The organism is Mycobacterium sp. 48b, from assembly GCF_048282725.1.
In the GTDB taxonomy this organism is placed as follows: Bacteria; Actinomycetota; Actinomycetes; order Mycobacteriales; family Mycobacteriaceae; genus Mycobacterium.
Window position 1 is genome coordinate 2,455,539 of sequence record NZ_JBLVUL010000001.1, and the last position, 24,766, is coordinate 2,480,304.

27 protein-coding genes are annotated in these 24,766 nt (G+C 67.7%); 14 read left to right on the forward strand and 13 right to left on the reverse strand.

Annotated features, from left to right (window positions below):
- Window positions 1-31: 31 nt before the first annotated feature.
- The 3 genes from dapE to ACNQR1_RS11985 all read left to right on the forward strand — a co-directional run bounded on the left by dapE (window position 32) and on the right by ACNQR1_RS11985 (window position 3,248).
- Complete coding sequence (gene dapE, locus ACNQR1_RS11975; protein ID WP_418046253.1) at window positions 32-1,096, forward strand: succinyl-diaminopimelate desuccinylase; 1,065 nt, start codon at window positions 32-34, stop codon at window positions 1,094-1,096.
- Complete coding sequence (locus tag ACNQR1_RS11980) at window positions 1,093-1,458, forward strand: RNA-binding S4 domain-containing protein (RefSeq protein WP_418046254.1); 366 nt, start codon at window positions 1,093-1,095, stop codon at window positions 1,456-1,458. Before dapE ends, ACNQR1_RS11980 begins: the two co-directional genes overlap by 4 nt.
- A gap of 167 nt (window positions 1,459-1,625) precedes the next feature.
- Window positions 1,626-3,248, forward strand: coding sequence for an ABC-F family ATP-binding cassette domain-containing protein (locus tag ACNQR1_RS11985; RefSeq protein ID WP_418046255.1), 1,623 nt, complete (start codon window positions 1,626-1,628; stop codon window positions 3,246-3,248).
- Here the strand turns inward: ACNQR1_RS11985 and ACNQR1_RS11990 are convergent.
- From ACNQR1_RS11990 to ACNQR1_RS12005, 4 genes are all read right to left on the reverse strand, one after another.
- The gene (locus tag ACNQR1_RS11990; RefSeq protein WP_418046256.1) at window positions 3,229-4,068 is read right to left on the reverse strand and encodes a type VII secretion target; all 840 of its coding nucleotides are present in this window, start codon (window positions 4,066-4,068) and stop codon (window positions 3,229-3,231) included. The genes ACNQR1_RS11985 and ACNQR1_RS11990 overlap by 20 nt on opposite strands.
- A 72-nt stretch (window positions 4,069-4,140) precedes the next feature.
- On the reverse strand, window positions 4,141-6,213 hold the full coding sequence (locus ACNQR1_RS11995; RefSeq protein WP_418046257.1) for an AAA family ATPase: 2,073 nt from the start codon (window positions 6,211-6,213) through the stop codon (window positions 4,141-4,143).
- 10 nt (window positions 6,214-6,223) lie between these two features.
- The gene (locus ACNQR1_RS12000) at window positions 6,224-6,613 is read right to left on the reverse strand and encodes an anti-sigma factor antagonist (protein WP_418046258.1); all 390 of its coding nucleotides are present in this window, start codon (window positions 6,611-6,613) and stop codon (window positions 6,224-6,226) included.
- Between the two features lie 45 nt (window positions 6,614-6,658).
- Window positions 6,659-7,348 carry a TetR/AcrR family transcriptional regulator gene (locus tag ACNQR1_RS12005; RefSeq protein WP_418046259.1) on the reverse strand — a complete coding sequence of 230 codons (690 nt, stop codon included), beginning with the start codon at window positions 7,346-7,348 and terminating at the stop codon, window positions 6,659-6,661.
- Window positions 7,349-7,493: 145 nt separating this feature from the next.
- Between ACNQR1_RS12005 and ACNQR1_RS12010 the strand changes: the two genes are divergently transcribed.
- From ACNQR1_RS12010 to ACNQR1_RS12040, 7 genes are all read left to right on the forward strand, one after another.
- Window positions 7,494-8,054: a TIGR00730 family Rossman fold protein gene (locus ACNQR1_RS12010; protein WP_418046260.1), complete on the forward strand. Its 561-nt coding sequence runs from the start codon at window positions 7,494-7,496 to the stop codon at window positions 8,052-8,054.
- A 92-nt stretch (window positions 8,055-8,146) separates the two neighbouring features.
- On the forward strand, window positions 8,147-9,925 hold the full coding sequence (gene fadD6, locus ACNQR1_RS12015; RefSeq protein WP_418046261.1) for a long-chain-acyl-CoA synthetase FadD6: 1,779 nt from the start codon (window positions 8,147-8,149) through the stop codon (window positions 9,923-9,925).
- A gap of 194 nt (window positions 9,926-10,119) precedes the next feature.
- Window positions 10,120-10,944, forward strand: coding sequence for a dihydropteroate synthase (gene folP / locus ACNQR1_RS12020; protein WP_418050344.1), 825 nt, complete (start codon window positions 10,120-10,122; stop codon window positions 10,942-10,944).
- On the forward strand, window positions 10,941-11,891 hold the full coding sequence (locus ACNQR1_RS12025; RefSeq protein ID WP_418046262.1) for a glucosyl-3-phosphoglycerate synthase: 951 nt from the start codon (window positions 10,941-10,943) through the stop codon (window positions 11,889-11,891). The genes folP and ACNQR1_RS12025 overlap by 4 nt, the downstream gene beginning before the upstream one ends.
- A 30-nt stretch (window positions 11,892-11,921) precedes the next feature.
- Window positions 11,922-12,296 carry a DivIVA domain-containing protein gene (locus ACNQR1_RS12030; RefSeq protein ID WP_418046263.1) on the forward strand — a complete coding sequence of 125 codons (375 nt, stop codon included), beginning with the start codon at window positions 11,922-11,924 and terminating at the stop codon, window positions 12,294-12,296.
- Window positions 12,293-12,886: a DNA-3-methyladenine glycosylase I gene (locus tag ACNQR1_RS12035; RefSeq protein WP_418046264.1), complete on the forward strand. Its 594-nt coding sequence runs from the start codon at window positions 12,293-12,295 to the stop codon at window positions 12,884-12,886. Before ACNQR1_RS12030 ends, ACNQR1_RS12035 begins: the two co-directional genes overlap by 4 nt.
- A 183-nt stretch (window positions 12,887-13,069) precedes the next feature.
- Window positions 13,070-13,237 (forward strand): DUF3117 domain-containing protein, encoded by a 168-nt coding sequence (locus tag ACNQR1_RS12040; RefSeq protein ID WP_011211259.1) that lies wholly within the window; start codon window positions 13,070-13,072, stop codon window positions 13,235-13,237.
- Between the two features lie 20 nt (window positions 13,238-13,257).
- On the opposite strand, the gene glgA is transcribed toward ACNQR1_RS12040, so the two are convergent.
- The gene (gene glgA / locus ACNQR1_RS12045) at window positions 13,258-14,421 is read right to left on the reverse strand and encodes a glycogen synthase (protein WP_418046265.1); all 1,164 of its coding nucleotides are present in this window, start codon (window positions 14,419-14,421) and stop codon (window positions 13,258-13,260) included.
- Between the two features lie 100 nt (window positions 14,422-14,521).
- Between glgA and glgC the strand changes: the two genes are divergently transcribed.
- Complete coding sequence (glgC, locus tag ACNQR1_RS12050; protein WP_418046266.1) at window positions 14,522-15,736, forward strand: glucose-1-phosphate adenylyltransferase; 1,215 nt, start codon at window positions 14,522-14,524, stop codon at window positions 15,734-15,736.
- A gap of 23 nt (window positions 15,737-15,759) precedes the next feature.
- Here glgC and ACNQR1_RS12055 read toward each other — a convergent pair whose 3' ends face one another.
- Both ACNQR1_RS12055 and ACNQR1_RS12060 read right to left on the reverse strand, forming a co-directional pair.
- A complete protein-coding gene (locus ACNQR1_RS12055; protein ID WP_418046267.1) occupies window positions 15,760-16,404 on the reverse strand; it encodes a DUF4126 domain-containing protein in 645 nt (214 codons plus the stop codon).
- Window positions 16,405-16,450: 46 nt separating this feature from the next.
- The gene (locus tag ACNQR1_RS12060) at window positions 16,451-17,305 is read right to left on the reverse strand and encodes a lysophospholipid acyltransferase family protein (protein WP_418046268.1); all 855 of its coding nucleotides are present in this window, start codon (window positions 17,303-17,305) and stop codon (window positions 16,451-16,453) included.
- Window positions 17,306-17,428: 123 nt separating this feature from the next.
- Between ACNQR1_RS12060 and ACNQR1_RS12065 the strand changes: the two genes are divergently transcribed.
- Window positions 17,429-17,998, forward strand: a complete 570-nt coding sequence (locus ACNQR1_RS12065; protein ID WP_418046269.1) for a TetR family transcriptional regulator — start codon at window positions 17,429-17,431, stop codon at window positions 17,996-17,998.
- Here the strand turns inward: ACNQR1_RS12065 and ACNQR1_RS12070 are convergent.
- From ACNQR1_RS12070 to ACNQR1_RS12095, 6 genes are all read right to left on the reverse strand, one after another.
- Entirely contained in the window at window positions 17,986-18,660 is a 675-nt protein-coding gene (locus ACNQR1_RS12070) for a methyltransferase family protein (RefSeq protein WP_418046270.1), read from the reverse strand. The genes ACNQR1_RS12065 and ACNQR1_RS12070 overlap by 13 nt on opposite strands.
- A 10-nt stretch (window positions 18,661-18,670) precedes the next feature.
- Window positions 18,671-19,345, reverse strand: coding sequence for a methyltransferase family protein (locus ACNQR1_RS12075; protein WP_418046271.1), 675 nt, complete (start codon window positions 19,343-19,345; stop codon window positions 18,671-18,673).
- A gap of 19 nt (window positions 19,346-19,364) precedes the next feature.
- A complete protein-coding gene (locus ACNQR1_RS12080; protein ID WP_418046272.1) occupies window positions 19,365-20,957 on the reverse strand; it encodes an ABC transporter permease in 1,593 nt (530 codons plus the stop codon).
- Window positions 20,954-21,847, reverse strand: coding sequence for an ATP-binding cassette domain-containing protein (locus tag ACNQR1_RS12085; RefSeq protein WP_418046273.1), 894 nt, complete (start codon window positions 21,845-21,847; stop codon window positions 20,954-20,956). Before ACNQR1_RS12085 ends, ACNQR1_RS12080 begins: the two co-directional genes overlap by 4 nt.
- The gene (locus ACNQR1_RS12090; RefSeq protein WP_418046274.1) at window positions 21,844-22,515 is read right to left on the reverse strand and encodes a TetR family transcriptional regulator; all 672 of its coding nucleotides are present in this window, start codon (window positions 22,513-22,515) and stop codon (window positions 21,844-21,846) included. Before ACNQR1_RS12090 ends, ACNQR1_RS12085 begins: the two co-directional genes overlap by 4 nt.
- Before the next feature lie 121 nt (window positions 22,516-22,636).
- Window positions 22,637-23,281, reverse strand: coding sequence for an O-methyltransferase (locus ACNQR1_RS12095; protein ID WP_418046275.1), 645 nt, complete (start codon window positions 23,279-23,281; stop codon window positions 22,637-22,639).
- A 174-nt stretch (window positions 23,282-23,455) separates the two neighbouring features.
- Here ACNQR1_RS12095 and sigE point away from each other — a divergent pair, with 174 nt between their 5' ends.
- Both sigE and rseA read left to right on the forward strand, forming a co-directional pair.
- The gene (gene sigE / locus ACNQR1_RS12100) at window positions 23,456-24,235 is read left to right on the forward strand and encodes an RNA polymerase sigma factor SigE (RefSeq protein ID WP_418046276.1); all 780 of its coding nucleotides are present in this window, start codon (window positions 23,456-23,458) and stop codon (window positions 24,233-24,235) included.
- A gap of 77 nt (window positions 24,236-24,312) precedes the next feature.
- The gene (gene rseA, locus ACNQR1_RS12105) at window positions 24,313-24,711 is read left to right on the forward strand and encodes an anti-sigma E factor RseA (RefSeq protein WP_418046277.1); all 399 of its coding nucleotides are present in this window, start codon (window positions 24,313-24,315) and stop codon (window positions 24,709-24,711) included.
- Window positions 24,712-24,766: the final 55 nt, after the last annotated feature.

Consider the following 24,766-nt stretch of genomic DNA (forward strand, 5'->3'; position numbering starts at 1 on the left):
GGCCTAGGTTACTGGACTAGCCTCGGAGGCTATGGGGCTAGACCTGCGTGCCGATCCGATCGCGCTGACCGCCGCGCTGGTGGACATCCCCAGCGAATCGCGCCACGAACAGCTCATCGCCGACGAGATCGAGGCCGCGCTGCGTGCGCAGGCACCGTGGTTCGAAGTGATCCGGAACGGCGACGCAGTCCTGGCCCGTACCAACCTGGGCCGCCCGTCGCGGGTGATGCTGGCCGGTCACACCGACACCGTTCCCGTCGCCGACAACCTGCCCAGCCACATCAAGAACGGTGAGATGTGGGGCTGTGGCACCTCGGACATGAAGTCGGGCGACGCTGTGTTCCTGCACCTGGCCGCGACCATCGCCGAGCCGAGCCACGACATCACCCTGGTCATGTACGACTGCGAGGAGATCGAGTCCAGCGCCAACGGGCTGGGCCGCATCGAACGCGAGCTGCCGGATTGGCTGCAGGCCGACGTCGCGATCCTCGGCGAACCCTCGGGCGGCTTCATCGAGGCCGGCTGCCAGGGCACCATCCGGGTCGTCATCGGCGCCACCGGCACCCGCGCCCATTCCGCGCGGTCCTGGCTGGGCGACAACGCGATTCACAAACTCGGTGCGGTACTCGACCGGCTCACCGCGTATCAGCCCCGCGATGTCGACATCGACGGCTGCATCTACCGGGAAGGTCTGTCTGCGGTACGCATCGACGGCGGCATCGCCGGCAACGTCATCCCCGACGCCGCCTCGGTGACCGTCAACTTCCGGTTCGCCCCGGACCGCAGCGTCGAGCAGGCCGTCGCCCACGTGCACGATGTGTTCGACAGGCTCGACGTCACCATCGATCTGACCGACGCCGCCGCGGGCGCCCTGCCGGGATTGGCCAAACCGGCTGCCGCCGCGTTGGTGGCCGCCGCCGGGGGACAGGTCCGCGCCAAGTACGGCTGGACGGATGTGTCCCGGTTCGCCGCGCTGGGCATCCCCGCCGTCAACTATGGGCCGGGTGATCCCAACCTCGCCCACAAGGTCGACGAGCGGGTCGAGGTCGCCCAGATCACCGCGGTCACCGACATGCTGCGGCGCTATCTGACATGAGCACCGTCCGCGTCGACAGCTGGATCTGGGCGGTGCGCATCACCAAGACCCGGTCCGCGGCCGCTGCCGCCTGTCGCGGCGGCCACGTCCGGGTCAACAACGTGCCCGCCAAACCGGCGCAGCACGTGAGCGCCGGTGACGAGGTACGGGTGAGGCTGGACGGACGGGAACGGATCGTGGAGGTCATCCGGCCCATCGCCAAGAGGGTCGGTGCCGCCATCGCATCGGAGTGCCTGATCGACCGCAGTCCGCCCCCGCCGCCCAAGGAGATGGTGGCTGCCGTTCCGGTGCGCGATCGGGGAGCCGGCCGGCCGACGAAACGTGAACGGCGACAACTGGATCGGTTGCGCGGGACGTTCTGAACCGTAAACCGGTTGCGTGCGTGCGTACTATGGGTAACGCATCTGCTGTCAACCGAGGTGGGCCGAAAACATGCTGGGAGACGACATCTCCGGGTGATCCCGAGAGTCGATTCGTTCCTGTCCCTCCACGCGGTGCCCTGCTGCCCGCATCACTTTGGAGTACCAGCATGTCTGTTGTCTGTTCCCATTTGTCGTTCTCCTGGCCCGACGACGTCGAGCTGTTCTCGGACCTGTCGTTTTCCGTCGGACCCGGCCGCACCGGCCTGGTCGCGCCCAACGGCGCCGGAAAGAGCACGCTGCTCAAACTGATCGCCGGCGAATACCGTCCCTCGGCAGGTTCAGTCGTCGCTGACGGCCCAGTCGGTTACCTGCCCCAAAGCCTGCCGTTCACAGCCGATCTCACCGTCGCCGCGGTGCTGGGTGTGGCGCCCGTGCTCGACGCCTTGGCGGCGCTGGCCGACGGTGACGCCGGCGAGGAGGTGTTCACCGCCATCGGCGACGACTGGGACATCGAGGAACGTTCCCGCGCACAGTTGGACCGGCTCGGGCTGGACGGCCTGGCCCTGGACCGCCGGTTGGGGACGTTGTCCGGCGGGGAGGTGGTGTCGCTGGGGCTGGCCGCTCAACTACTGAAGCGCCCGGGCGTGCTCCTGCTCGACGAGCCCACCAACAACCTGGACAGCGAGGCCAGGACGCGCCTGTACGACGCACTCGACAGCTATACCGGTTGCCTGCTCGTGGTCAGTCACGACCGGGTGCTGCTGGACCGGATGGATCAGATCGCCGAGCTGTACCGGGGCGAAATCGTGTTCTACGGAGGCAATTTCACCGCTTACCAAGAAGCCGTCGATGCTGCGCAGGAGGTCGCCGAGGGCAATATCCGCAACGCCGAGCAGCAGCTCAAGCGTGAGAAGCGGCAGATGCAGGAGGCCCGCGAGCGGGCCGCACGACGCTCGTCGAACGCGGCGCGCAACGTCAAGGACGCCGGGCTGCCGAAGATCGTGGCAGGCAAGCTCAAACGTGATGCCCAGGAATCGGCGGCCCGCGCCGACGACGTACACGCCCGGCGGGTCGACGACGCGCGATCCCGGCTCGACCAAGCCGAACGAGCGTTGCGTGACGACAAGGTGATCGCGTTGGACCTGCCCGGCACCGTGGTGCCCGCAGGGCGCACGGTGTTCGCGGGAGATGGGCTGCAGATCAGCCGGGGCGGACGAAAACTGTTCGCCGACAACGGAATCAGTATGTCGATTCGGGGCCCGGAACGGATCGCCCTGACCGGCCCCAACGGGGCGGGCAAGTCGACGTTGCTGCGGATCGTCGACGGCACACTGGAGCCCGACTCCGGGACGGTGCAGCGGGCCGACGGGCGCATCGCGTCCCTGTCGCAGCGCCTGGACCTGCTGGCCGATGACCGGACGGTGGCCGAGAGCCTGGCTGCCGCCGCGCCGAGCCTGTCACACACCCGGCGTATGCATCTGTTGGCGCAGTTCCTGTTTCGCGGGGACCGGATCCACCTGCCGGTGGCGGCACTGTCGGGCGGGGAGCGCCTACGGGCGACGCTGGCGTGCGTGCTCTACGCCGAACCCGCGCCTCAGCTGCTGCTCCTGGACGAGCCGACGAACAACCTCGACCTGGTCAGTGTGGGACAGCTCGAATCGGCGCTGAACGCCTACCGCGGGGCGTTCGTGGTGGTGAGCCACGACGAACGGTTCCTCGATGCCATCGGCATCGACCGCTGGCTGCGGCTGGACGGCGGCGAGTTGAGCGCTACAGCCGCCGCGGGTTGATGTTGTGGATCTGGGTCGGGACCGGGCCGGCGCTGCGGCTGCCGAGTTGCTCGTAGCTTCGGTCCGCGGCGGCTCCGGCCTCGGCTGGGCCGCCGGGCTCACCGTCGCGACCGCGGTGCTCGGCGTCGTCCTTCTTGTCGTCCCTGCCGTCGTGCTGGTCGGCGGGGCCGTCCCCGCGGTCATCGCCGGGACCCTGGTGGTCGGCTGCCTTGACGGCCTGTTCGGCCCCCGAACCGCCGGCGTCGGCTGCCAGTGAGGCGGCTTCCCCGCCACTTCCGGCAGCCTGGGTGGCGCTTTCGACGATGCCCTGCACGCCCTGCATGACCTGCTGCGGAACCTGCGTCATCGCCTGGGTCAGGCCCTGAAGCGGCTGGGTGACGGACTGCGCCATCTGCCCGGCCATCTGACTGAACTGGCCCATCATCTGGCCGGCACCGCCCGCTCCCGAGCTCGCGGCTTCGGCGCCACTGCCGCCCCCCGCCGCGGCCGCGGGGGCGCCGCTGCCTCCACCGAGTGCATCGGCCTGCGCCTTGAGCCGCTCGGCGGCATCCATATCGCCACGCGCGTACGCCTGCGAGGCCTTGCCGAGCAGTTCGGCCATCCTGCCTGCGGCGACCTGGGTGGCACCCAATGCGCCCTCCCGGGCGGACGACGCACCGTCGAACGCGTTCTGCATCGGGAAGCCGATGGCGCCGTGGCTGGACGCGAGGTCCGACGGGCCGCTGAACGAGTTCTTGAAGCTGTTGATGTCGCCGCTGACGCCGTCGACGATGCCTTGCAGGCCGGTGATCGCGCCTGTGTTGGCGACGAGCTGGTTCATCGGGCCCCCTGGAGATCGTGCGGTCTAACTGCGCATTCTACTGTCGGCGCGAGTGGGTGCCGTGCGGCAAGTTCAGCGGGCCTGACGTGCCGCGTCGTCGGCGGCGGCAACCATCCCGACATCGCGGTACCGATCCGAGACCTGCTGCAGCCCGGCACTGTCCCCGGCCGCCAGCGCACGGGCGTGCTCCAGCGTCAACCGGCCGAACACGCAATCCAGGTCCACGCGGGCCAGCGCATCGACGGCGCGAGTATCGCCCAGTCGCACGCCGTCGTGCAGGGCGCGCAGCATCACCGCGGATTGACCGCCGCGCTCGCCGGCCTTCACCGCCTCGCGGGCCGCCGTCACCGCACCCACCGAATCGCCGCGCGCAGAACAGGTCCAGGCGCGGGCCAGCGCCAGCTCCGGCGCGAACAGCATCGACTTGAGCCCGTGCCGCGATTCCGCCCGCGACAGTGCCTTTCCTGCCTCAACGGGCATGCCGCGTTGACCGAGTGCCTGTGCCAACAACATCCAGCCCAGTGGTCCCCAGGAGTATCCGGTCGGCGCCAGGGCGGCGGTTGCCTTGCGCAACAAGGCGATCGCCTCATCGTGTTGGCCGCGGACCAGCAACACGTCGGCCATCAACACCTCACCGATGGCGCGGCCGGGCTGCAGCAGTTGGGTGAAGTCGGTGATGCTCCGGGCCGTTTCGTGTGCCCGGTCGAGCCTGCCGGTCATCAGCAACGCCGTGGTCTGGCCGAATCCGCTGGTGAACCGCAGCAGTCCGGGATGCCCCGCCGCCAGCGCGCGCTGCGCCATCGCGTCGACCTGATCGAAAAGCCCGATCCGCGCGCAACTCAGCGCCGCCGTCGACCCTGCCCAGCCGATCGCGGTGTCATCGGCGGCGGGCGAGTCCAGGACCTCCTGTGCCAGGCCCAGGGCTCGTTGTGGCGTACCGGCATTCATCGCGAAGGTCGCCGCCAGGGCGTCGAGCGTGGTCTGCGCTGTCGGCGTCGACACCCGGCGGCGGGTGGCGCGCAGGAAGGCGGTGGCACGCTCGGGTTGCGACAACATCCAGAACTGGTTGGCCGCCTGCGGAAGTGCCCACGCCATCAACTGGTCCTCGGGCAGGCCGGCCGGATCGATCTGTCCCAGGACGGCGTCGGCCTCACGGCCGCGGCCCTGCCACGCCAGTGCATACGCCAAAGTGAGGAGGCCTCTGAAACCGGCGCCGGCCGCTGTCGCCGCGCGCGCCAGACGCTCGCTCAGTTCCAGGTCTCCCAGGCGAAGCGCCTCGCCGGCCGCGCCGACGAGCTCGTCGTCGGGCAGGTGCACGTCGCTGTCGAGTGCCAGCACCGCCACCCGTAGCCGGTCGACCACACCGGGCCGAGGCGCAGCTGACCAGCGCTCGACCAGCGTGCTGCGCAGCCGCCGCAGGTCGGGCCCGCCGATCGTTGCCCGCATCGCGGTGAGAAACAGCGGATGCACACAACGCCCGACTGCCCCGTCGACGCACACCACGCCGGATCGTTGTGCTTCTTGTACCGCCTCGGTGCTGGTCAGCGCCATCAGATCCGACAGCGGCAGCGGGTCGTGGACCGCCAGTTGCCGCAGTACGGCCACGGCACCGCCGGGCAGGTCGGCGAGAAACCCGGCCACCTGATCGGCCAGTCGGGCGTCATCGTGGCCCGGCGGGGACATCTCGACGCGACTCACCAGGCCGTCACCCCACAGCGCCGCGACGTCATCGGGTGCCTGTGTCGCGGCGGCGGTGACGATGAGTTTGGCCGCTCCGCTCACCGCGAGTTGGTACACCAGGGCAGCCGACAACCGGTCCAGCAGATGCGCGTCGTCGATGACCAGCAGCAGCTCGGTCCCGAGCGCCTCGCGTGCGGCCCGCAGGACGTCGGCGGTCTTGCCTGCCGAAGGGATGTCGATCAGGTGGGCCACCGCCGCGAACGGAATCGCGGCGGCCGATTCGGTGCCCGTGATCCACACGACCCGTCGGAAATCGTCCGCGAGATGTTCGGCCGCAGTGCGGGCCACAGAGGTCTTGCCGACGCCGGCGGGGCCGAGCAGCGCTGCGCCGCAACGTTCGTGCAGGCCCGCCTCCAAGCCGTCGAGTACGCGGTCACGCGGTGCGATCACCCAGTCGACAGCCATCCACCGAATCCTATGGGGGGCCGTGGCCGTTCAGCGCCGAATTGAGGTCCGGATGCGCTGACACCGTGTCGTCGAAGCCGCATTCGGTGATGATTCGCCTGATGCTGGGCTGACGGATGACCAGACGAACGGTGACCCCACGCTGGCGGCTTTCGACGGATTGTTTGGCCAGGGCGACCAGCGCCCCACAGCTCATGAAATCCAGGGATCCGGCGTCCACGACGAGCACGGAGGACTCACGGGCGGCGGCGGCCGACTCGCTGAGCATGCGCTGCCAGACGGACTCGTTGTGGGCATCGACTTCTCCCGAGACCTGAACGATGAGGCCTTCGGGTGCGGTGCGAGCTGTCCAGTGCAGCTCGTGATTCTGCTGGGTCGATTCCACGGTGAAATCGAGCATAACCGTCTGAGTTTACGTTGTAAACGCGACTGATCTTGAACCTGGTCAGGACCCATCCAGCCAGGTTTCGATGCGGTCCAGAAGGGCTTCCAGCGCCTCCTCGAACTCATCGGTGCTGTGGTCTTCGGCCAGCATCGGCTGCAGCCGGCGCAGGTTCGGGTAGTCGGCCAGCGTCGTGTCGGGACGCGGCTCATCGTCGAGAACAGCCTCGTCCGGGCTGAGCGCGACACCGCGCGCGGACACCTCCAGCAGCAACTGGCCCACCAGGAAGGTGGTGTAAGTCCGGTAGGCGGCCACAGCGGCGCTGTCGCTGAACCCGTAGGAGATCAAGGTCTCCAGAAACGTCTCCATCCAGCGCAGGCTGCGCAGCGGCGGCCGCACCCACGGGGCTTCCGGCGCCTCGGTGGCCACGAGCGGGAACACCTCGGGATGCTCGATGGCGATCTGGCGCACGCCGTGACCGAGCCGGAGCAGGAAGTCCTGCCAGCCGTCCTCCTGCCGCCGCGCGGCGAGCTGATCGGCGTAGAGACGGTCCACGATGTGGTTGACGACCCCGGTCAACAGGTCGCCCCGGCTGTGGACATAGCGGTAGAGCGCCATCGCCTCGACACCGCAGGCCGTGCCCAGCCGTCGCATGGTCAGTTTCGTCAGGCCGTCGCGATCGATCAGCTCGATCGCGGTGTCCAGGATGAACTCGCGGCTCAACCGTGTCGGTTGATCGACGTCGTCAGTCACCAGGATCGCCCCTCCGCGTTCCGTTCAGTCTCCCCGTGAGACGGGGCTTAGTCCATCCGCGCACCGACATCGCCCAGCTGGCATCACCCAACTGACATTGCCCACCGGACATCGGTGGTTTACCAGCACCCTTTACGTTGTGTACGTGTCCGGTGAAACTGACCGCGAGTTTGCGGTGTGTGTCTATTGCGCTTCTGGTCCCACCCATCCCGAGCTACTGGCATTGGCCAGTGAGGTCGGGGTGGCGATCGCCAAGCGTGGATGGACGTTGGTTTCCGGCGGCGGCAACGTCTCGGCGATGGGCGCGGTCGCGCGCGCGGCACGCTCGTCCAACGGACGCACTGTCGGGGTGATTCCCAAGGCGCTCGTACACCGCGAACTCGCCGATGTGGACGCCGCAGAACTGGTGGTCACCGACACCATGCGGGAGCGCAAGAAGGAGATGGAGGACCGCTCCGACGCGTTCATCGCGCTGCCCGGTGGCATCGGCACCCTGGAAGAGTTCTTCGAGGCCTGGACGGCCGGCTACCTGGGGATGCACGAAAAGCCCGTCGTACTGCTGGACCCGTTCGGCCACTATGACGGATTGTTGAACTGGTTGCGCGGACTCGTCGACTCCGGCTACGTGAGTAGCCAGGCCCTGGACCGGCTGATCGTCGTCGACGAGGTCGCCGCAGCGCTCGACGTGTGCGCCGCACTTATGTAGAACCGGCGGTAACGGCGGTTACCAGCGCGGTTATGGTGTTGGCCACACGAGAGCCATCTCGAGACCCACAACAACGCGCAGGGGGAGACCGCATGACCGACCAGAAATCGGGCACCAGGAGCAGCGTCGGCCTACTCGACCTCGCCAGCCAGGTACCCGGTCTGCTGATGGACGCGCCGGTCATCGCACGCGGCGTGCTCACCGGAATGATGGCTCGGCCGACGGCCAAGACCTCGATCGGCAAGGTGTTCCAGGAGCGGGCCGCCCAGTACGCCGACCGGGTTTTCCTCAAGTTCGGTGACGAGCGCATCACCTACCGCGAGGCCAACGAGACGGTCAACCGCTATGCGGCGGTGCTGGCCGCCAAAGGCGTCGGCCACGGCGACGTCGTCGGGGTGATGCTGCGCAACTCGCCCGACGCCGTGCTGCTGATGCTCGCGATCGTCAAGTGCGGCGCCGTCGCCGGGATGCTCAACTACCACCAGCGCGGCAAGGTGCTGGCCCACAGCTTCGGGCTGCTCAAGGCCGCGGCAGTGGTCGCCGAGTCCGATCTGATCGAGCACGTCACCGAATGCGGGGCCGAGGTCAACGGCCTGATCACGGTCGAGGAGCTGCGCCGGCTGGCGTCCACCGCGCCGACCACCAACCCGGCCAGCACGTCGGCCGTGCTGGCCAAGGACAAGGCCTTCTACATCTTCACCTCGGGCACCACCGGCATGCCCAAGGCCAGCGTCATGACGCACTACCGCTGGCTGCGCGCCCTGGCCGGATTCGGCGGCCTCGGGCTGCGGCTTCACAGCGACGACACCCTGTACTGCTGCCTGCCGCTCTATCACAACAACGCGCTGACCGTCTCCGTCGGATCGGCGCTGAACTCGGGGGCGGCCCTGGCGCTGGGCAAGTCGTTCTCGGCGTCACGGTTCTGGGACGAGGTCATCGCCTACGACGCCACCGCGTTCGTCTACATCGGCGAGATCTGCGGCTACCTGCTCAACCAGCCGCCCAAGCCGACCGACCGCGCCCACAAGGTGCGGGTCATCGTCGGCAACGGGCTGCGGCCTGCCATCTGGGACGAGTTCACCGAGCGGTTCGGCATCCCGCGCGTCTGCGAGTTCTACGCCGCCAGTGAGGGCAACACCGCCTTCGTCAACGTCTTCAACGTCTCGAAGTCCACCGGCATCTGCCCGAGCCCGGTGGCCTTCGTCGAATACGACGCCGACAGCGGCGAACCCGCCCGTGGCGCCGACGGCCGGCTGCGCAAGGTCAAGCGCGGCGAGCCGGGGCTGATGCTGTCGAAGATCAGTGCGCTGCAGCCGTTCGACGGCTACACCGACAAGGCGGCCAGCGAGAAGAAGCTGGTGCGCAACGCGTTCAAGGACGGCGACGTCTGGTTCAACACCGGTGACCTGATGCGCTCGCAGGGGCTGGGCCATGCCGCGTTCGCCGACCGGCTCGGTGACACCTTCCGGTGGAAGGGTGAGAACGTGGCCACCACCGAGGTCGAGGCCGCCGTCGCCAGCAACCCGCTGATCGAGGAGTGCACCGTGTTCGGCGTCGAGGTACCCGGTGCCGGCGGCCGTGCCGGGATGGCCGCGGTGCAGCTCAAAGACGGCAAACAGTTCGACGGCAAGACACTGGCCGACGCCTTCTACAGCCATCTGCCGGCCTACGCCGTCCCGCTGTTCGTCCGCGTGGTCTCCGAACTGGCCCACACCTCGACGTTCAAGAGCCAGAAGGTTGACCTGCGCAAGCAGGGCTACGGGTCCGACATCGAGGACCCGCTGTACGTGCTGGCGGGCAAGGAGGACGGCTACGTGCCGTTCTACCCGGAGTACCCCGAAGAAGTGACGGCAGGTCAGCGGCCCAAGTAGACGGGCTCACGACTCCGCGCCGATTTCTACCGCTGTGTTGTCCACAGCGTCCGGTCACCACCACTCGGTAGAAAACGGCGCGGATGCGGCGCGAATGTTGGCGCGGATGCCGCACCAGGCACTATGGAGGCGTGTTGTCGACGTTCAACGGCCTGTTCTGCGGGCGCCCGGTTGCGGCTGACCGTGCGCTGATCATGGCCATCGTCAACCGGACGCCGGACTCGTTCTACGACCGCGGGGCCACCTTCAGCGACGACGCCGCCAAGGCGGCGGCACAGCGCGTGATCGAAGAGGGCGCCGACGTGGTCGACGTGGGCGGGGTCAAAGCGGGCCCGGGCAGCACGGTCGACGCCGACGAGGAGATCGCCCGTGTCGTGCCGTTCATCGAATGGCTGCGCTCCACCTATCCCGACCAGCTGATCAGCGTCGACACCTGGCGCGCGGCCGTGGCCAAGCAGGCCTGTGCGGCCGGGGCCGACCTGATCAACGACACCTGGGCGGGGGCCGATCCGGGACTGCCCGAGGTGGCCGCCGAATTCGGCGCCGGTCTGGTGTGCTCACACACCGGCGGTGCGGTGCCGCGCACCCGGCCGTTCCGGGTGAACTACGGGATCACCGAACACGGCGTCGTCGACGACGTCATCGCCGAGGTGACCGCCGCGGCCGAGCGGGCGGTAGCAACGGGTGTCCCGCGGGACCGGATCCTGATCGACCCAACCCATGATTTCGGTAAAAACACTCATCACGGTCTTAGTTTGTTGCGCCACGTAAAAGATCTTGTTAAGACCGGATGGCCAGTCCTGATGGCGCTGAGCAACAAGGATTTTGTCGGGGAGACTCTGGGTGTGGATCTGACCGAGCGCCTGGAGGGCACCCTGGCAGCGACGGCTCTGGCCGCCGCGGATGGTGCCGCCATGTTCCGGGTACACGAGGTCGGACCCACACGGCGCGTGCTGGAGATGGTCGCGTCGATCCAGGGAGTGCGGGCACCCGCACGAACAGTGAGGGGGTTGGCATGACCGCTCTGCCTGATCTGTCCGTTGCCGACGGAGTCGTCGGTCATCGCTGGCTGACCGACCACAGCTGGAACCGGCCGAGCTGGACCATCGCCGAACTGGAGGCCGCCAAGGCGGGCCGCACGGTCTCGGTGGTGCTGCCCGCCCTCAACGAGGAAGAAACCGTCGCCTCCGTCGTGGAGACCATCACCCCGCTGCTGGGCGGGCTGGTCGACGAGCTGATCGTGCTCGACTCGGGTTCCACCGACGACACCGAGATCCGCGCGGTCGCCGCCGGGGCCCGGGTGATCAGCCGCGAGGTGGCGCTGCCCGAGGTCGCCCCGCAGCCCGGCAAGGGCGAGGTGCTGTGGCGGTCGCTGGCCGCCACCACGGGCGACATCATCGCCTTCGTCGACTCCGACCTGATCGACCCTGACCCGATGTTCGTCCCCAAGCTTCTGGGGCCGCTGCTCACCACCGACGGTGTGCACCTGGTCAAGGCGTTCTACCGGCGACCGCTCAAGGTCAGCGGCGCCGAGGACGCCAACGGCGGTGGCCGGGTCACCGAGCTGGTGGCGCGGCCGCTGCTGGCCTCGCTGCGCCCCGAACTGAACTGCGTGCTGCAGCCGTTGGGCGGCGAGTACGCCGGCACGCGTGAGCTGCTGACCTCGGTGCCGTTCGCGCCCGGCTACGGCGTGGAGATCGGCCTGCTGGTCGACACCTACGACCGGCTCGGCCTGGATGCCATCGCGCAGGTGAACCTGGGCGTCCGGGCGCACCGCAACCGTCCGCTGACCGAGCTGGCCTCGATGAGCCGGCAGGTCATCGCGACCCTGCTGTCGCGCTGCGGGATCGCCGATTCAGGGGTGGGGCTGACGCAGTTCTACGCCGACGGTGACGGCTTCACCCCGCGGGTGTCGTCGGTCTCCCTGGCCGACCGCCCGCCCATGGTGACCCTGCGCCCGCGTTAGGTGTCACATGCGTGAGGCAGTATCGAAGGCGTGACACTGATACTGCTGTACCTGGTGGTGCTGGTCCTGGTGGCCACGGTGCTGTTCGGTCTGGGCAGCGTCATCTTCGGCCGGGGTGAGACGCTGCCGCCGCTTCCCCGGGGCACGACCGCCACGGTTCTGCCTGCCTCGGGGGTCACCGGTGCCGATGTGGATGCGCTCAAGTTCGCCCAGGTCGTCCGCGGCTACAAGACCAGCGAGGTGGACTGGGTACTGGATCGGCTGGGCCGTGAACTGGACGCGGTGCGTGGAGAGCTGGCTGCAGTACGCGCGGCTTACGGTGTGCCCGAGGACCTCGACGACGAGGATGACGACGAGGAGGTGTCGGCCACCGCAGGAGAGGTCCGCACCCCGGAGGAGTCATGACCGATGACACCAGCCGAATTGTCGGCACCGCCGACGCCCGGATCCGGTGCGGCTGGGCGGTGGATGCCGCCGGGGATTCCACGCTCTACCGCGACTATCACGACACGGAGTGGGGCAGGCCGCTGCGGGATTCGGCTGCCCTGTTCGAGCGGATCAGCCTGGAGGCCTTCCAGAGCGGGCTGAGCTGGCTGATCATCCTGCGAAAGCGGGAGAATTTCCGCGCCGCGTTCGAGGGGTTCGACGCCGACACGGTGGCCAAGTACACCGACGACGACGTCGAGCGGTTGATGGCCGACACCGGCATCGTCCGTAACCGGGCCAAGATCGTCGCGACCATCGCCAACGCGAGGGCGGTCACCGAGCTCGATGTCGATTTGAGCGAGCTGCTGTGGTCGTTCGCCCCGCCGGCCCGGCCGCGGCCCGCTGACCTGGCACAAGTGCCTGCAGTGACCCCGGAATCGACCGCCATGGCCAAGGAACTCAAGCGCCGGGGCTTCAAGTTCGTCGGGCCCACCACGGCATATGCGTTGATGCAGGCCACCGGGATGGTCGACGACCACATCGCGGCCTGCTGGGTCCCGGCCCGGTAATTGAGACCGGTAAAACATGCCTTCGGTCGGTATCAGACGGGTCTTTGCACAACCACCGCCGCGGATAAGGAACAATAGGGGTAGTTCAGTAGCAGTTCAACGCCGGGTGCCGTCAACGAGTGGGCGGCTTCGGCCCCAACCTGGCCCGCTGACGCGGGTCGGCACTGTTGGAGGGAGCACTCGATGGCGGCGATGAAGCCCCGGACTGGTGACGGTCCACTGGAAGCAACCAAAGAGGGGCGAGGAATCGTTATGCGAGTACCGCTGGAAGGCGGTGGGCGCCTCGTTGTCGAACTGACTCCCGACGAGGCCGCTGCGCTGGGCGACGAACTCAAGTCCGTCACCAGTTGATCGACTCGCAAGGTGTCCCCTCAGGCGGACACCTTGCGGTATATCTCCAGGGTCTGTTCGGCGATGTGCGCCCAGGAGAACTCCGCGATGCAGCGCTGGCGTCCGGCCTCGCCGTACTTTCGGGCGGTTTCGGGCTCGGCCACCAGTGAGTTGACCGCGTCTGCGAGGCGCATCTCGAAGAAGCGCGGGTCCGTGGCGTCGTAGTGCACGAGCAGGCCGGTCTGCCGGTCGGCGACGACCTCGGGAATCCCGCCGACGTCGGAGGCGACCACCGCCGTCGAACATGCCATCGCTTCCAGGTTCACGATGCCCAACGGCTCGTACACCGACGGGCACACGAAAACTGTTGCAGCGGAGAGTATTTCCCGAATCTTGTTGATCGGCAGCATTTCGCGTATCCAGAAAACCCCGGTGCGGGCCCGGGCCAGCTCGGCCACCGCCGAGGACACTTCGGCAGCGATCTCGGGGGTGTCGGGGGCGCCGGCGCACAACACCAACTGCACCTCGGGGCTGAACCGGTGGGCGGCGGCCACCAGGTGGGCCACGCCTTTCTGGCGGGTGATGCGCCCGACGAACGCCACGATCGGGCGGCTCAGATCGACCCCGAGCTCGGCGAGCACCGAGTCGGTATCAGCCGGCGGGGTCGGATACCAGACATCGGTGTCGATCCCGTTGCGCACCACGTGCACCCGGCCGGGGTCCAGCGCCGGATACGTTCGCAGCACGTCGTGGCGCATGCCGGAGCTCACCGCGATCACCGCGTCGGCGGCCTCGATCGCGGTGCGTTCCACCCATGACGACACCCGGTAGCCGCCGCCCAGCTGCTCGGCCTTCCAGGGGCGCAGTGGCTCCAGCGAGTGTGCGGTCAGCACATGTGGGATGCCGTAGAGCAGTCCGGTCAGGTGCCCGGCCATCCCGGCGTACCAGGTGTGAGAGTGCACCACGGTGGCCGCCGCCGCGGAGTTGACCATGTTGAGGTCGGCGGACAGCGTCGACAGCGCGGCGTTGGCGCCCCGTAGCGCGGGATCGGGCTGGGCCACGAAGGCCCCGTCGCGCGGGGCCCCCATGCAATGGACGTCGACGTCGCACAGCTGCCGCAACTGCGCGACGAGTTCGGTCACGTGCACCCCGGCACCGCCGTACACCTCGGGTGGATATTCCCGAGTCATCATGGCCACCCGCATATCCGAGACGGTAGTAGGTCGCGGTGGGTCCAGCTACACGCCGGACACTTCTGTTGCCATTGGCTGGCCGCGTTGCTGGTTGGCGGATAGGTTTGGAGCCATGAGGGAGTTGCCACATGTGCTGGGCATCGTTCTGGCCGGGGGAGAGGGCAAACGGCTGTATCCGCTGACGGCCGATCGCGCCAAGCCGGCAGTTCCCTTCGGCGGTGCCTACCGGCTGATCGACTTCGTGTTGTCGAATCTGGTGAACGCCCGGTACCTGCGGATCTGCGTTCTGACGCAATACAAGTTGCATTCACTGGACCGTCACATCAGTCAGAACTGGCGGCTGTCGGGCCTGGCCGGCGAGTACATCACCCCGGTGCCGGCCCAGCAACGGCTCGGCCCTCGGTGGTACACCGGATCGGCCGATGCGATCTACCAGTCACTCAACCTGATCTACGACGAAGATCCGGACTACATCATCATCTTCGGCGCCGACCACGTGTACCGGATGGATCCCGAGCAGATGCTGCGGTTCCACATCGACAGCGGGGCCGGCGCAACCGTGGCCGGGATCCGGGTGCCGCGCGCGGAGGCGAGTGCGTTCGGCTGCATCGACGCCGACGACTCCGGGCGCATCAGGGATTTCGTGGAAAAGCCGGCGGACCCACCGGGTACGCCCGACGATCCCGAACAGACCTTCGTGTCGATGGGCAACTACATCTTCACCACCAAGGTGCTCATCGACGCGATCCGCGCCGACGCCGACGACGACCACTCCGACCACGACATGGGTGGCGACATCATCCCGCGGCTGGTGTCCGACGGGATGGCCGCTGTCTACGACTTCAACAACAACGAGGTACCGGGGGCCACCGAACGCGACCACGGCTACTGGCGCGACGTCGGGACCCTGGATGCGTTTTACGACGCGCACATGGACCTGGTGTCGGTGCACCCGGTGTTCAACCTCTACAACAAGCGCTGGCCGATTCGCGGTGAGTCCGAGAACCTGGCGCCCGCCAAGTTCGTCAACGGCGGTTCGGCGCAGGAGTCGGTGGTCGGTGCGGGCAGCATCATTTCGGCTGCCTCGGTGCGCAATTCGGTGTTGTCCTCCAACGTGGTGATCGACGACGGTGCCATCGTGGAGGGCAGCGTGCTGATGCCGGGGGTGCGGATCGGCCGGGGCGCGGTGGTGCGCCACGCGATCCTGGACAAGAACGTGGTCGTGGGTCCGGGCGAGATGGTGGGTGTGGACCTCGACAAGGACCGGGAGCGGTTCGCGATCAGCGCGGGCGGCGTGGTCGCCGTCGGCAAGGGCGTGTGGATCTGACCCGTCGCGTCGTCAGTCCGGGGTCACTCCCAGGGATCCACCGCGGCGGGCCGGGGCGCTGCATTGGTCCGTGCGTTGACGCCGATCTTGGCTTCTCCGCGTCGCTTGCGCCACCGCCACAGCCGGAAGGCGCCCCAGAGCAGGGCCACCAGGGCGACAAGCACCAGGATCGGTAGCAGGATGGCCACGAAGACCAGCCCGACGCTCGTGACGTCCTCGACAGTGGACAGCACGGGTGCCGCGACCCCGGCGGTGGCGACATTGGCCGCGGGTCTCACCGTGGACTTGGTCAACGAGACCACCAATGCGGTGATCGCACCGATCGCCACCGGCACCCATTGACCGGACTGGGCGAAGGCGCCCGGATCGGCCACCGCGGCGGTCTGCGATGCGGTGCCCGACCCGAACACGATGCCGCCCGCGGTCGGGCGGACGAACGTCTGGATGGTGTCGTTGACGGAGTCGAGCGCGGGGATCTTGTCGGCGACGACCTCGACGAGGAGCAGTACCGCGACGATTGCCATGACCCAGCCGTTCTCCAACCAGGACCACCCGGCAGGCAATGACACCAGATGGGTGAAGCGTGACAGCAGGCCCAGGGCCAGCAACGGGATGTAGGCGTTGAGCCCCGCCGCGGTGGCCAGGCCAAAGCCGGTCAACAGTTCCATTACTGCAGTATGCGGCGAACTCGGCCCGGGCCCCGGCAGTTCGCCGTTATCCGCTCTGGGTCGCGTGGCGCCAGGCCATCGGGTTCAGTTCGCGGTAGGGGTCCTCGCGGCGGATGGCCAGCAGTTCGTCGAGGCTTTCCTCCAGCGATTCCTGCGTGCGGTGCTTCACGGTGTCGACCCATTTCGCATCCTGGACCCGAGCCGGTTTCACGGTGTCGATGGGTTCGGCGAACCGGACGTACATGCGCTGTGGCCGCGGGATCAGCGTCGGCCCGATGCCACGGACCAGCGGCAGGGCCATGTCGCGCTGACCGGTCAGCTTCTCGCCGATCGACTGGCTGAGCCGGCCGAGCCAGTGGTCGCGGGTCGTCACGCCCACGTACACGTCGTCGCCGCCGACCAGCGCGACCGGAACGATCGGGTAACCGTGCTCGATGGCGACGCGCGCGAATCCGGCGCGGCCCTCCCAGCGCAGCTTGTACTGCTCGCCCTTGAACTTGCCGATCTCGCGGCCACCGCCGGGAAAGACCATGACAGGCTCGTCGTGCGCCATCAGCTCGCCCGCGCCTTCGGGGGATCCCACGACGGCTCCGCAGGCCGCCATGAGGTCAGAGACAGGCCGGGGCATATCGCCGAAGCGGCGGTCGGTCAGCGGGCGCACCCGCATCCCGATCTCGCGGCGCACCATGTACGGGATCAGCAAGGTCTCGGTGCCGAACTGGGTGTGGTTGCCCACCAACAGAAATCGGCCGTCGCGCGGGAGATTCTCCAGCCCGGCCACATAGGGCTGGTACACCTTCACCAACGGGTCGATTCCGTCGGCGACGGTTTCCACCGCTCGGCGCAGGGTTTGGACGTGGCTGGGTTGATTCATGATCTCGTCGATCTTGGTGACTGACATGCGGCGGCTCCTCGGATGTGTACGGGTGCTGGGGCTGGTGCCGGCTGGTCGGAGTCCCGACATGTTCGGACCTGTTGGTGCCATCGTACCGAACGAACTAGTTCGTCTGGTTATGATTCAGCTGTGAGAAGTACGACGGAACTGCGCGGGGAGATCCTCGCCGCTGCTCGAGCCGAATTCGCGCAATACGGGCTGGCCGGGGCTCGGATCGACCGGATCGCCAAGGCCGCACACGCCAGCAAGGAACGCCTCTACGCGCACTTCGGTGACAAGGAGACCCTGTTCCGCGAGGTGTTCGCCGCCGACGGCGCCGAGTTCTTCCGATCGGTCACACTGCGGCCCGACGCCGTTCCCGAGTTCGTCGGGGACATCTTCGATCTCGCCTGTCGCCGGCCCGAGCATCTCCGCATGATCAGTTGGGCCCAGCTGGAGGGGTTCACGCTAGACGCACCGCAGACCGACGGTCCGTCACCACACGCTCAGGCGGTCGACGCGATCGAAACCGCCCAGGCCGACGGCCACATCGACCCGGTCTGGGATTCGACCGAGCTGATCGTGCTGCTGTTCGGCATCGGACTGGCGTGGGCGCATCTGCCGAGCCGCGAAGCGGTCACCGATGATGCGGCCGTGCTCGCCGGGCGCCGGGCGGCCGCCGTCGAAGCCGCCGCCCGCGTCGTGGCTCACCAGAAGTAGGGCAACAGCCGGTAGCGGACCTTGCTGGTGTACTCGTCGTAGCCGTCGAGTTCGGCGCGCAGCATCTTCTCCTCGTCGATGATGCGCACCGCCAGCAGTGCCACACCCGGAACGATCAGCAGCAGTGCCCAATACGAGCCGAGCGCCGGCGGTATGCCGACCATCATGATCACGTTGCCGATGTACATCGGGTGCCGGACGAGCCCGTACAGACCGGTCGAGACCACCGCCTGGCCGGCCTCCACCTTGACGTTGGCGGCCGCATAGCTGTTCTGGATGACCACGAGCATCGCGATGCCGAGTCCGCTCGCCACCAATACATTTCCGAGCACCGACACGACCGCGGGTACGGCTGACCAGCCGAACCGGTAGTCCAGTGCACTGGTCACGACCATGACCGCGAGCAACAGGAACGCCATCGCGCTCGCGAACTTCTGCACCGGCCGGGTCTCGGCAGTCGGCCCGGCCTGCATTCGGCGTCGTAGTGCCGCCGGATCGTGTAGCGCCAGATAGATGCTCGGCAGCAACGAGAAGGCGGAGAACACGGCGATGAACGCCCAGCCGTGCCAGTAGTCGAACGTCCCGGCCGGCCCGAACACAAGGATCACGAATACCGCGAGGCCGACGACGGAGGACACGGCGGCTTGCAGACCGACCTTCATCTCGCTGCGCTCACCACAGGTAGGGCAACAGCCGGTAGGGGACCTTGCGGGTGTACTCGTCGTAGCCGTCGAGTTCGGCGCGCAACATCTTCTCCTCGTCGGCGATCCGTACGCCGAAAACCGGTATCGACACGATGGACACGAGCAAGGCCCAGTAGGAACCCAGCGCCAGCGGGGTGCCGAACATCATCAACACCGCACCGAAGTACATCGGGTGACGCACCAGGCCGTAGAGCCCGGTCGAGACGAGTTGCTGTTCGTCCTCCACCTGGATGCTGGCGCCGGCGAAGCTGTTCTGGAAGACCACGGCCTGCGCCAGGACGAGGCCGACCGCGACCAGCACGTTGCCGAGGACGACCACCACGGTCGGCACGCCGGACCAGCCGAACCGGTGGTCGAGGGCGCTGAGCACGAACGCCGCGATGGCCGAGCCCGTGACCGCCCAGATGACGATCTTCTGCACGATGCGCGTTTCTGCGGTCGGCCCGCCGTGCAGCCGTCGCTCCAGCGCCGCGGGGTCCCTGACCGCGAGATACATGCTCGGCACCACGGTGGTGGCCATGAACACTGCGACGAAAACCCAGGCCTGCCAATAGTGGAACGTGCCTGCCGGCCAGAACAGCGTCGCGGCGAAGAACACCAGGCCGAGTACGCCCGATGCGATTGTCTGAAGTGCGAGTTTCATCGTCTGACTCCTTTCGGGTTCACACCGCGTCGCGGTTGCGATAGATCCAGCCCGCAACGGCTGCCAAAGCCGTTGCGGCGATGAGCATCACCACCAGCGCCGTGGCCGGGAACTGGCTGGGCACGGTGGTCTGCCCCACCGGGGACAGCTCGATCAGCCAGCGCGGTAGGCGCAACAACGCTCCGAGGTACAGGGCGGTGATAACGAAGGTGACTGTCAGCCAGGCGATCCACGGCGCGCGCAGTGCCACGGCCAGCGCCGCGATCGCGGCCACCACGGCGAGCGCGGGCAGATAGGCGAGCGCGGCCAGGGTGAGGCGGAGAATAGTACCGGGCTCTCCCAGCGTCAGGCCGGCGCCAAGCCCATTGCCCAGCCCGGCGCTGAACATCAGCACCGCCGCACCCGCCAGCGCGCAGCAGACCGCGCCCAGCAGCCAGTGCCGGCGCGATACCGCACCGGCCAGCACCGGCTCGCCAAGCCCGTTCTGCTCGTCGGTGTACACCCGCAGCACCACCGACGAGACGTAGGCGGTGGCCGCTGCGGCCAGGAACTGGGTCATGGTGGTGTAGATGCCGTCGTTGCCTGTGGTGGAAAGCAACCGGGCGATCAACTCGTTGGTCTTGGCCGCGTCCAGCAGCGCTTTGGTCATCGAGCCGAACACCAGGCCGGCCATGAACAAGCCCACCGCCCAGCCGATCGTCTGGCCCCGTTGCAGCGTGAGGTGCAGTCGCAGCGGGCCGGTGATGGTGGCGGCGTCGGGCTTCTCGCCCGCGGATGCGATGGTGCCCGCGTCGTATTGGCGACGACGCTCCAGCACCGCGGCCACGGCCATCAACGCGACGGCCAGGATGACCAGCAAGCCGAACGGCCACCAGCGCAGGCCGACGAACGGCCGCATCTGCTGCGCCCAGGCGATCGGGGAGAACCAGCTCAGGACGCTGCCCGAGTTGTCGATCACGTCGCCGGCCCCACGCACCAGCGCGGCCAGAGCCAGCGTCGCCATTGCCGCGCCCGAGGCGGTTCGGGCCTGCCGCCACAGCTGGGCGGTCACCGCGGCGACCGCACCGAACACCATGGCGACCCCCGTGATGCCCAGACACATCGCGGCGGTGTCGACGACGGCGAAGCCGGTGGAGGCCATGGCCAGGGTCATGGTGAGCGCGAGGACGGCATTGAGGCCGCCGACCAGGGTCAGGGCCGCGGCGGTACGGGCGTAGCGGCCCACCACCGAGGAGAGCACCAGTTCGGCGCTGCCGTTCTCCTCTTCGGCCCGGGTATGGCGAATCACGGTGAGAATCGCCAGGATCGAGGTCGCGACGGTCAGGGTGAGCGTCAGCTCGTTGGCCATCATCACGCCGAGGTCGGTCTCGTTGCCGCCGAACATGGGGCCGCCGAGCATCATCCCGGCCGGCGTCTTGAGCAGGTTGACCCTGGCCAGTCGCTGCTCTTCGCCCGGGTAGGCCAACCGAATTGCGTTGGGGGCGTAGACCATCATCAGGGTCAGTACCGCCAGCCAGACGCTGAGGCGCACCCGGTCGCGACGCAGGGCCAGCCGCAACAGCGTTGCGGTGCCGGTGAACGGCGACGTGGCCGCGGCGGTTGCCGTTGTCATCGTGACACTCCCTGGTACTCACGCAGGAACATGTCTTCCAGGGAGGCCGGCGCGACCGTGAGATCCGCGATGCCCAGATCGGTGAGGTGCTCGATGGCGAACTCCAGGTCGTTGCGGTCCACCGAGAAGCTCACCGTCCCGTCATGACTGGTGAAGTCGTGGACGTAGGGAGTGTTCTGCAGTGCACGTCCGTCGGAGCGGGTGCGCGCGACGACCTTGGTCCGCATCAGGTGCCGCAGTTCGGCCAGGGTGCCGGAACGCACCGTGCGCCCGGATCGGATGATGGTCACGGTGTCGCAGAGCTTTTCCACCTCGGCCAGGATGTGGCTGGACAGCAGGACTGCGGCGCCGTTGCCCGCTACCTCGGCGACGCACTGCTGAAATGCCTTCTCCATCAACGGGTCCAGCCCGGAGGTTGGCTCGTCGAGAATGTAGAGCTCGGAATGGCAGCTGAACGCCGCGACGATGGCGACTTTCTGCCGGTTGCCCTTGGAGTAGGTGCGGGCCTTCTTGTGCGGGTCCAGTTCGAACCGCTCGATCAGTTCGTCACGGCGCCGCGTGTCGACGCCATTGCCGCGCAGCCGGCACAGGAAGTCGATGGCCTGCATGCCGGTCAGGTTGGACCACAACGTGACATCACCGGGAACGTAGGCGATCCGGCGGTGCAGGGCGACCGCGTCGCGCCACGGGTCACCGCCCAGGAGTGACACGCTGCCCCCGTCGGCGCGCAGCAGGCCCAGCAGCACCCGGATCGCGGTGGACTTACCCGCGCCGTTGGGTCCGAGAAAGCCGGTGACGTCGCCGGGGGAGACAGTCAGGTTCAATCCATCGAGCGCCTTGGTGCGTCCGAAAGATTTTGACAGTCCGCGGATTTCGACGGAGTTCTTCACGCTGGCTCCTTGGTCTCGGTCGTGGGTTCTGAACTGAACGGGATGCCTTGTTCGCGTTGATGCAGGAATGCGTCGTACATGGTGGAGTCGGTCATGAGGCCGTCGGTGTAGAGCTCGAGGGCGGGCAGCATCATGTCCTCGCCGTAGTCGCGCAGCACCCGACGCAGATCCGTCGGGTCGTCGTGCATCTGCAGGTACAGCAGAAATCCGCCGCCGCTGCATATCGCCATGAATCTCGCCCGGGCCCGCGGGTCGCGGCTGGGCTTGAGCAGACCGGTGCGGACACCCTCTTCCAGGTACTGCTCGGCGTTGTCGACCATGGTGCGCCAGAACGTCTTGGCCAGATCGCTGCCGGACTGCATGCTGCGGACCAGATAGGCCATCAGCGGCGCGTAGGACTCGATCTCCGACATCTGGGCCAGCCAGGTCGCGGGGTCGCTGCTCTGCAGGGACTCGGTCTTGGCCTCGCGCACCACCTCGGCCACGTAGGCGTCGCATGCCTTGCGCAGGCCTTCCTTGGAACCGAAATGGTGGATCACCAACGCGGCGCTGACGCCCGCGGCTTCGGCGATGGTGCGCAGCCCCACGCTGAAACCGTGTTGCCCGTACTGCTCGATCGCGGCGTCGCGGATCCGGGCCATCGCTGTTCGATCATCGACTGAACGCATGTTCAATACGCTAAACATGCGTTCAGTCCGCGGTCAAGGGGGTGGCGCGTCAGGAATCCGTAAAGAAAAGTTCGGCCTCACCCCTGCGGAGGAGGAGTGAGGCCGGGAAGGGTCGGGAAAGTCAGTCGCGAGCGGCGGCCAACAGGCCATCGCCCAGCGGGATCAGCACGGGGGTCAGTCGCTCGTCCTCGGCGATGAGCCGGGCCGCTTCACGCACGGCGCTGACCTCGGCATCGTTGGCCGAGGCGTCGCCGGCCCGGCCGCCGAGTGCAGCACGGTGCAACACGATCGCACCGCCGGAACGCAGGAGGCGCACCCCTTCGGCCACGAACTGCGGCTGGTCGACGGGTTCGGCGTCGATGAACACCAGGTCGTAGGATTCGTCGGCCAGGCGGGTCAGCACCTCCTGGGCGCGACCGCTGATCAGCCGGGTCCGCCCGGGGCCGACGCCGGCCTCGGTGAAACCCTGCTTGGCGATGCGCTGGTGCTCCGGTTCCACGTCGATCGTGGTCAGCACGCCGTCGTCGCTCATGCCGGACAACAGCCACAACCCGCTGACCCCGGCCCCGGTGCCGACCTCGACCACTGCCCGGCCGCCGGTGAGCCGAGCGAGGACGCTCAGCAACGCTCCCACGGCCGGCGTGACCGCGCCCGCGCCGAGTTCCTCGGCCCGCTCACGCGCGGCCGCGACGATCTCGTCTTCGGAGATCGACCGTTCGGCATGCGTGACGATCGCCTCGGCGCGACCGGGGTTGGAGCTGGCCATGCCCGCAGCGTAGGCCAGACGCAGGGGGCGCTGCCGCGACACGCCCGTGCGTGGCGGTTATCACCACCGGAAATTCGCTGGTTCGGGCAGGTAACCGGACGTGTCGTCGGCATTCTCAGGGAAAGTTCAGATTGCTCATATCTCCGCCTCACCGGGATCAGGAACGGTATCCGCATGGAACACGGCGCCCGCTGGCGCATTGCCCAGCACAACCAGGACAGCAATCGGAATAACGAAGCCATCAGTCGTGTTGAGCTGGGTGAAATCTGTGATCAGGAGGATCCGACGAGCGCGAACGCTGTTACCTCGAACCCCGCCACCCAGGCCGCCCCGGTGACCATGGCACATCTCGAACAGTTCACCACCGGCGAATGGGTCGAGCCGTCCGACGAATTGACCGGTACCGCGGTCTTCGACGCCACCGGCGATCAGGCCGCTATGCCGTCATGGGACGAGCTGGTGCGCCAACACGCGGATCGGGTGTACCGGCTGGCCTACCGCCTCTCGGGCAACCAGCACGATGCCGAGGACCTGACCCAGGAGACCTTCATCCGGGTGTTCCGCTCGGTGCAGAACTACCAGCCGGGAACCTTCGAGGGGTGGTTGCACCGCATCACCACCAACCTGTTCCTGGACATGGTTCGTCGCCGTGGCCGCATCCGCATGGAAGCGCTGCCCGAGGACTACGACCGGGTGCCCGCCGACGACCCGAACCCCGAGCAGATCTACCACGACTCGCGGCTGGGGGCCGATCTCCAGGCCGCCCTGGACTCGCTGGCTCCGGAGTTCCGCGCCGCGGTCGTCCTGTGTGACATCGAGGGTCTGTCCTACGAGGAAATCGGCGCCACGCTGGGAGTGAAGCTCGGCACCGTGCGCAGCCGCATTCACCGCGGTCGGCAGGCGCTGCGCGAGTACCTGGCGAAGAACTCGCCGGAAACCGCCAAATCCGCCTAGCGGTGGTTGGTGTTCAGCGCGCCCGGTCGCGCTACATTCGGGTCAGGACATTTGGTCGTGGCGAGAGGAGCTGGGCGATGGTCGACCCGGGACATGTGTTCCGTCGGGCATTCTCCTGGTTGCCTGCGCAGTTCGCCTCGCAGAGCGATGCACCCGTGGGTGCACCTCGTCAGTTCCGTTCCACCGAGCACCTCTCGACCGAGGCCATCGCGGCCTTCGTCGATGGTGAGCTGCGGATGAGCGCTCATCTGCGCGCCGCACACCACTTGTCCCTGTGCCCGGACTGCGCGGCCGAGGTCGATGCCCAGGGCCAGGCCCGGGCCGCATTGCGGGACTCCTGTCCGATAGCGATTCCGAATTCGCTGTTGGGGTTGTTGTCGCAGATACCGCACCACAGCCCGCAGTCTTCGGCGGAGGTCGGTGAACAGCCCCAGTTTGCTGATGACCCGACGCGGAGTCGGCGTAAGCGCCGGTAGGCTTGACCCCAAGGCGATCAGTGACCGGCGTCGGCCTATCTGGCTGGGGCGGGCG

Bases quoted from the DNA above. Each gene is read 5' to 3' on its own strand.
- glgA (WP_418046265.1), bottom strand. From the start codon at position 14,421: ATGCGGGTGGCCATGATGACTCGGGAATATCCACCCGAGGTGTACGGC.
- ACNQR1_RS12040 (WP_011211259.1), top strand. From the start codon at position 13,070: ATGGCGGCGATGAAGCCCCGGACTGGTGACGGTCCACTGGAAGCAACC.
- sigE (WP_418046276.1), top strand. From the start codon at position 23,456: ATGGAACACGGCGCCCGCTGGCGCATTGCCCAGCACAACCAGGACAGC.
- ACNQR1_RS12000 (WP_418046258.1), bottom strand. From the start codon at position 6,613: ATGCTCGATTTCACCGTGGAATCGACCCAGCAGAATCACGAGCTGCAC.
- glgC (WP_418046266.1), top strand. From the start codon at position 14,522: ATGAGGGAGTTGCCACATGTGCTGGGCATCGTTCTGGCCGGGGGAGAG.
- ACNQR1_RS12070 (WP_418046270.1), bottom strand. From the start codon at position 18,660: ATGAAGGTCGGTCTGCAAGCCGCCGTGTCCTCCGTCGTCGGCCTCGCG.
- ACNQR1_RS12035 (WP_418046264.1), top strand. From the start codon at position 12,293: ATGACCGATGACACCAGCCGAATTGTCGGCACCGCCGACGCCCGGATC.
- ACNQR1_RS12075 (WP_418046271.1), bottom strand. From the start codon at position 19,345: ATGAAACTCGCACTTCAGACAATCGCATCGGGCGTACTCGGCCTGGTG.
- ACNQR1_RS12025 (WP_418046262.1), top strand. From the start codon at position 10,941: ATGACCGCTCTGCCTGATCTGTCCGTTGCCGACGGAGTCGTCGGTCAT.
- ACNQR1_RS12095 (WP_418046275.1), bottom strand. From the start codon at position 23,281: ATGGCCAGCTCCAACCCCGGTCGCGCCGAGGCGATCGTCACGCATGCC.
- dapE (WP_418046253.1), top strand. From the start codon at position 32: ATGGGGCTAGACCTGCGTGCCGATCCGATCGCGCTGACCGCCGCGCTG.
- ACNQR1_RS12055 (WP_418046267.1), bottom strand. From the start codon at position 16,404: ATGGAACTGTTGACCGGCTTTGGCCTGGCCACCGCGGCGGGGCTCAAC.
- ACNQR1_RS12080 (WP_418046272.1), bottom strand. From the start codon at position 20,957: ATGACAACGGCAACCGCCGCGGCCACGTCGCCGTTCACCGGCACCGCA.
- folP (WP_418050344.1), top strand. From the start codon at position 10,120: ATGGCCATCGTCAACCGGACGCCGGACTCGTTCTACGACCGCGGGGCC.
- ACNQR1_RS11980 (WP_418046254.1), top strand. From the start codon at position 1,093: ATGAGCACCGTCCGCGTCGACAGCTGGATCTGGGCGGTGCGCATCACC.
- ACNQR1_RS11985 (WP_418046255.1), top strand. From the start codon at position 1,626: ATGTCTGTTGTCTGTTCCCATTTGTCGTTCTCCTGGCCCGACGACGTC.
- fadD6 (WP_418046261.1), top strand. From the start codon at position 8,147: ATGACCGACCAGAAATCGGGCACCAGGAGCAGCGTCGGCCTACTCGAC.
- ACNQR1_RS11995 (WP_418046257.1), bottom strand. From the start codon at position 6,213: ATGGCTGTCGACTGGGTGATCGCACCGCGTGACCGCGTACTCGACGGC.
- ACNQR1_RS12090 (WP_418046274.1), bottom strand. From the start codon at position 22,515: ATGCGTTCAGTCGATGATCGAACAGCGATGGCCCGGATCCGCGACGCC.
- rseA (WP_418046277.1), top strand. From the start codon at position 24,313: ATGGTCGACCCGGGACATGTGTTCCGTCGGGCATTCTCCTGGTTGCCT.
- ACNQR1_RS12060 (WP_418046268.1), bottom strand. From the start codon at position 17,305: ATGTCAGTCACCAAGATCGACGAGATCATGAATCAACCCAGCCACGTC.
- ACNQR1_RS11990 (WP_418046256.1), bottom strand. From the start codon at position 4,068: ATGAACCAGCTCGTCGCCAACACAGGCGCGATCACCGGCCTGCAAGGC.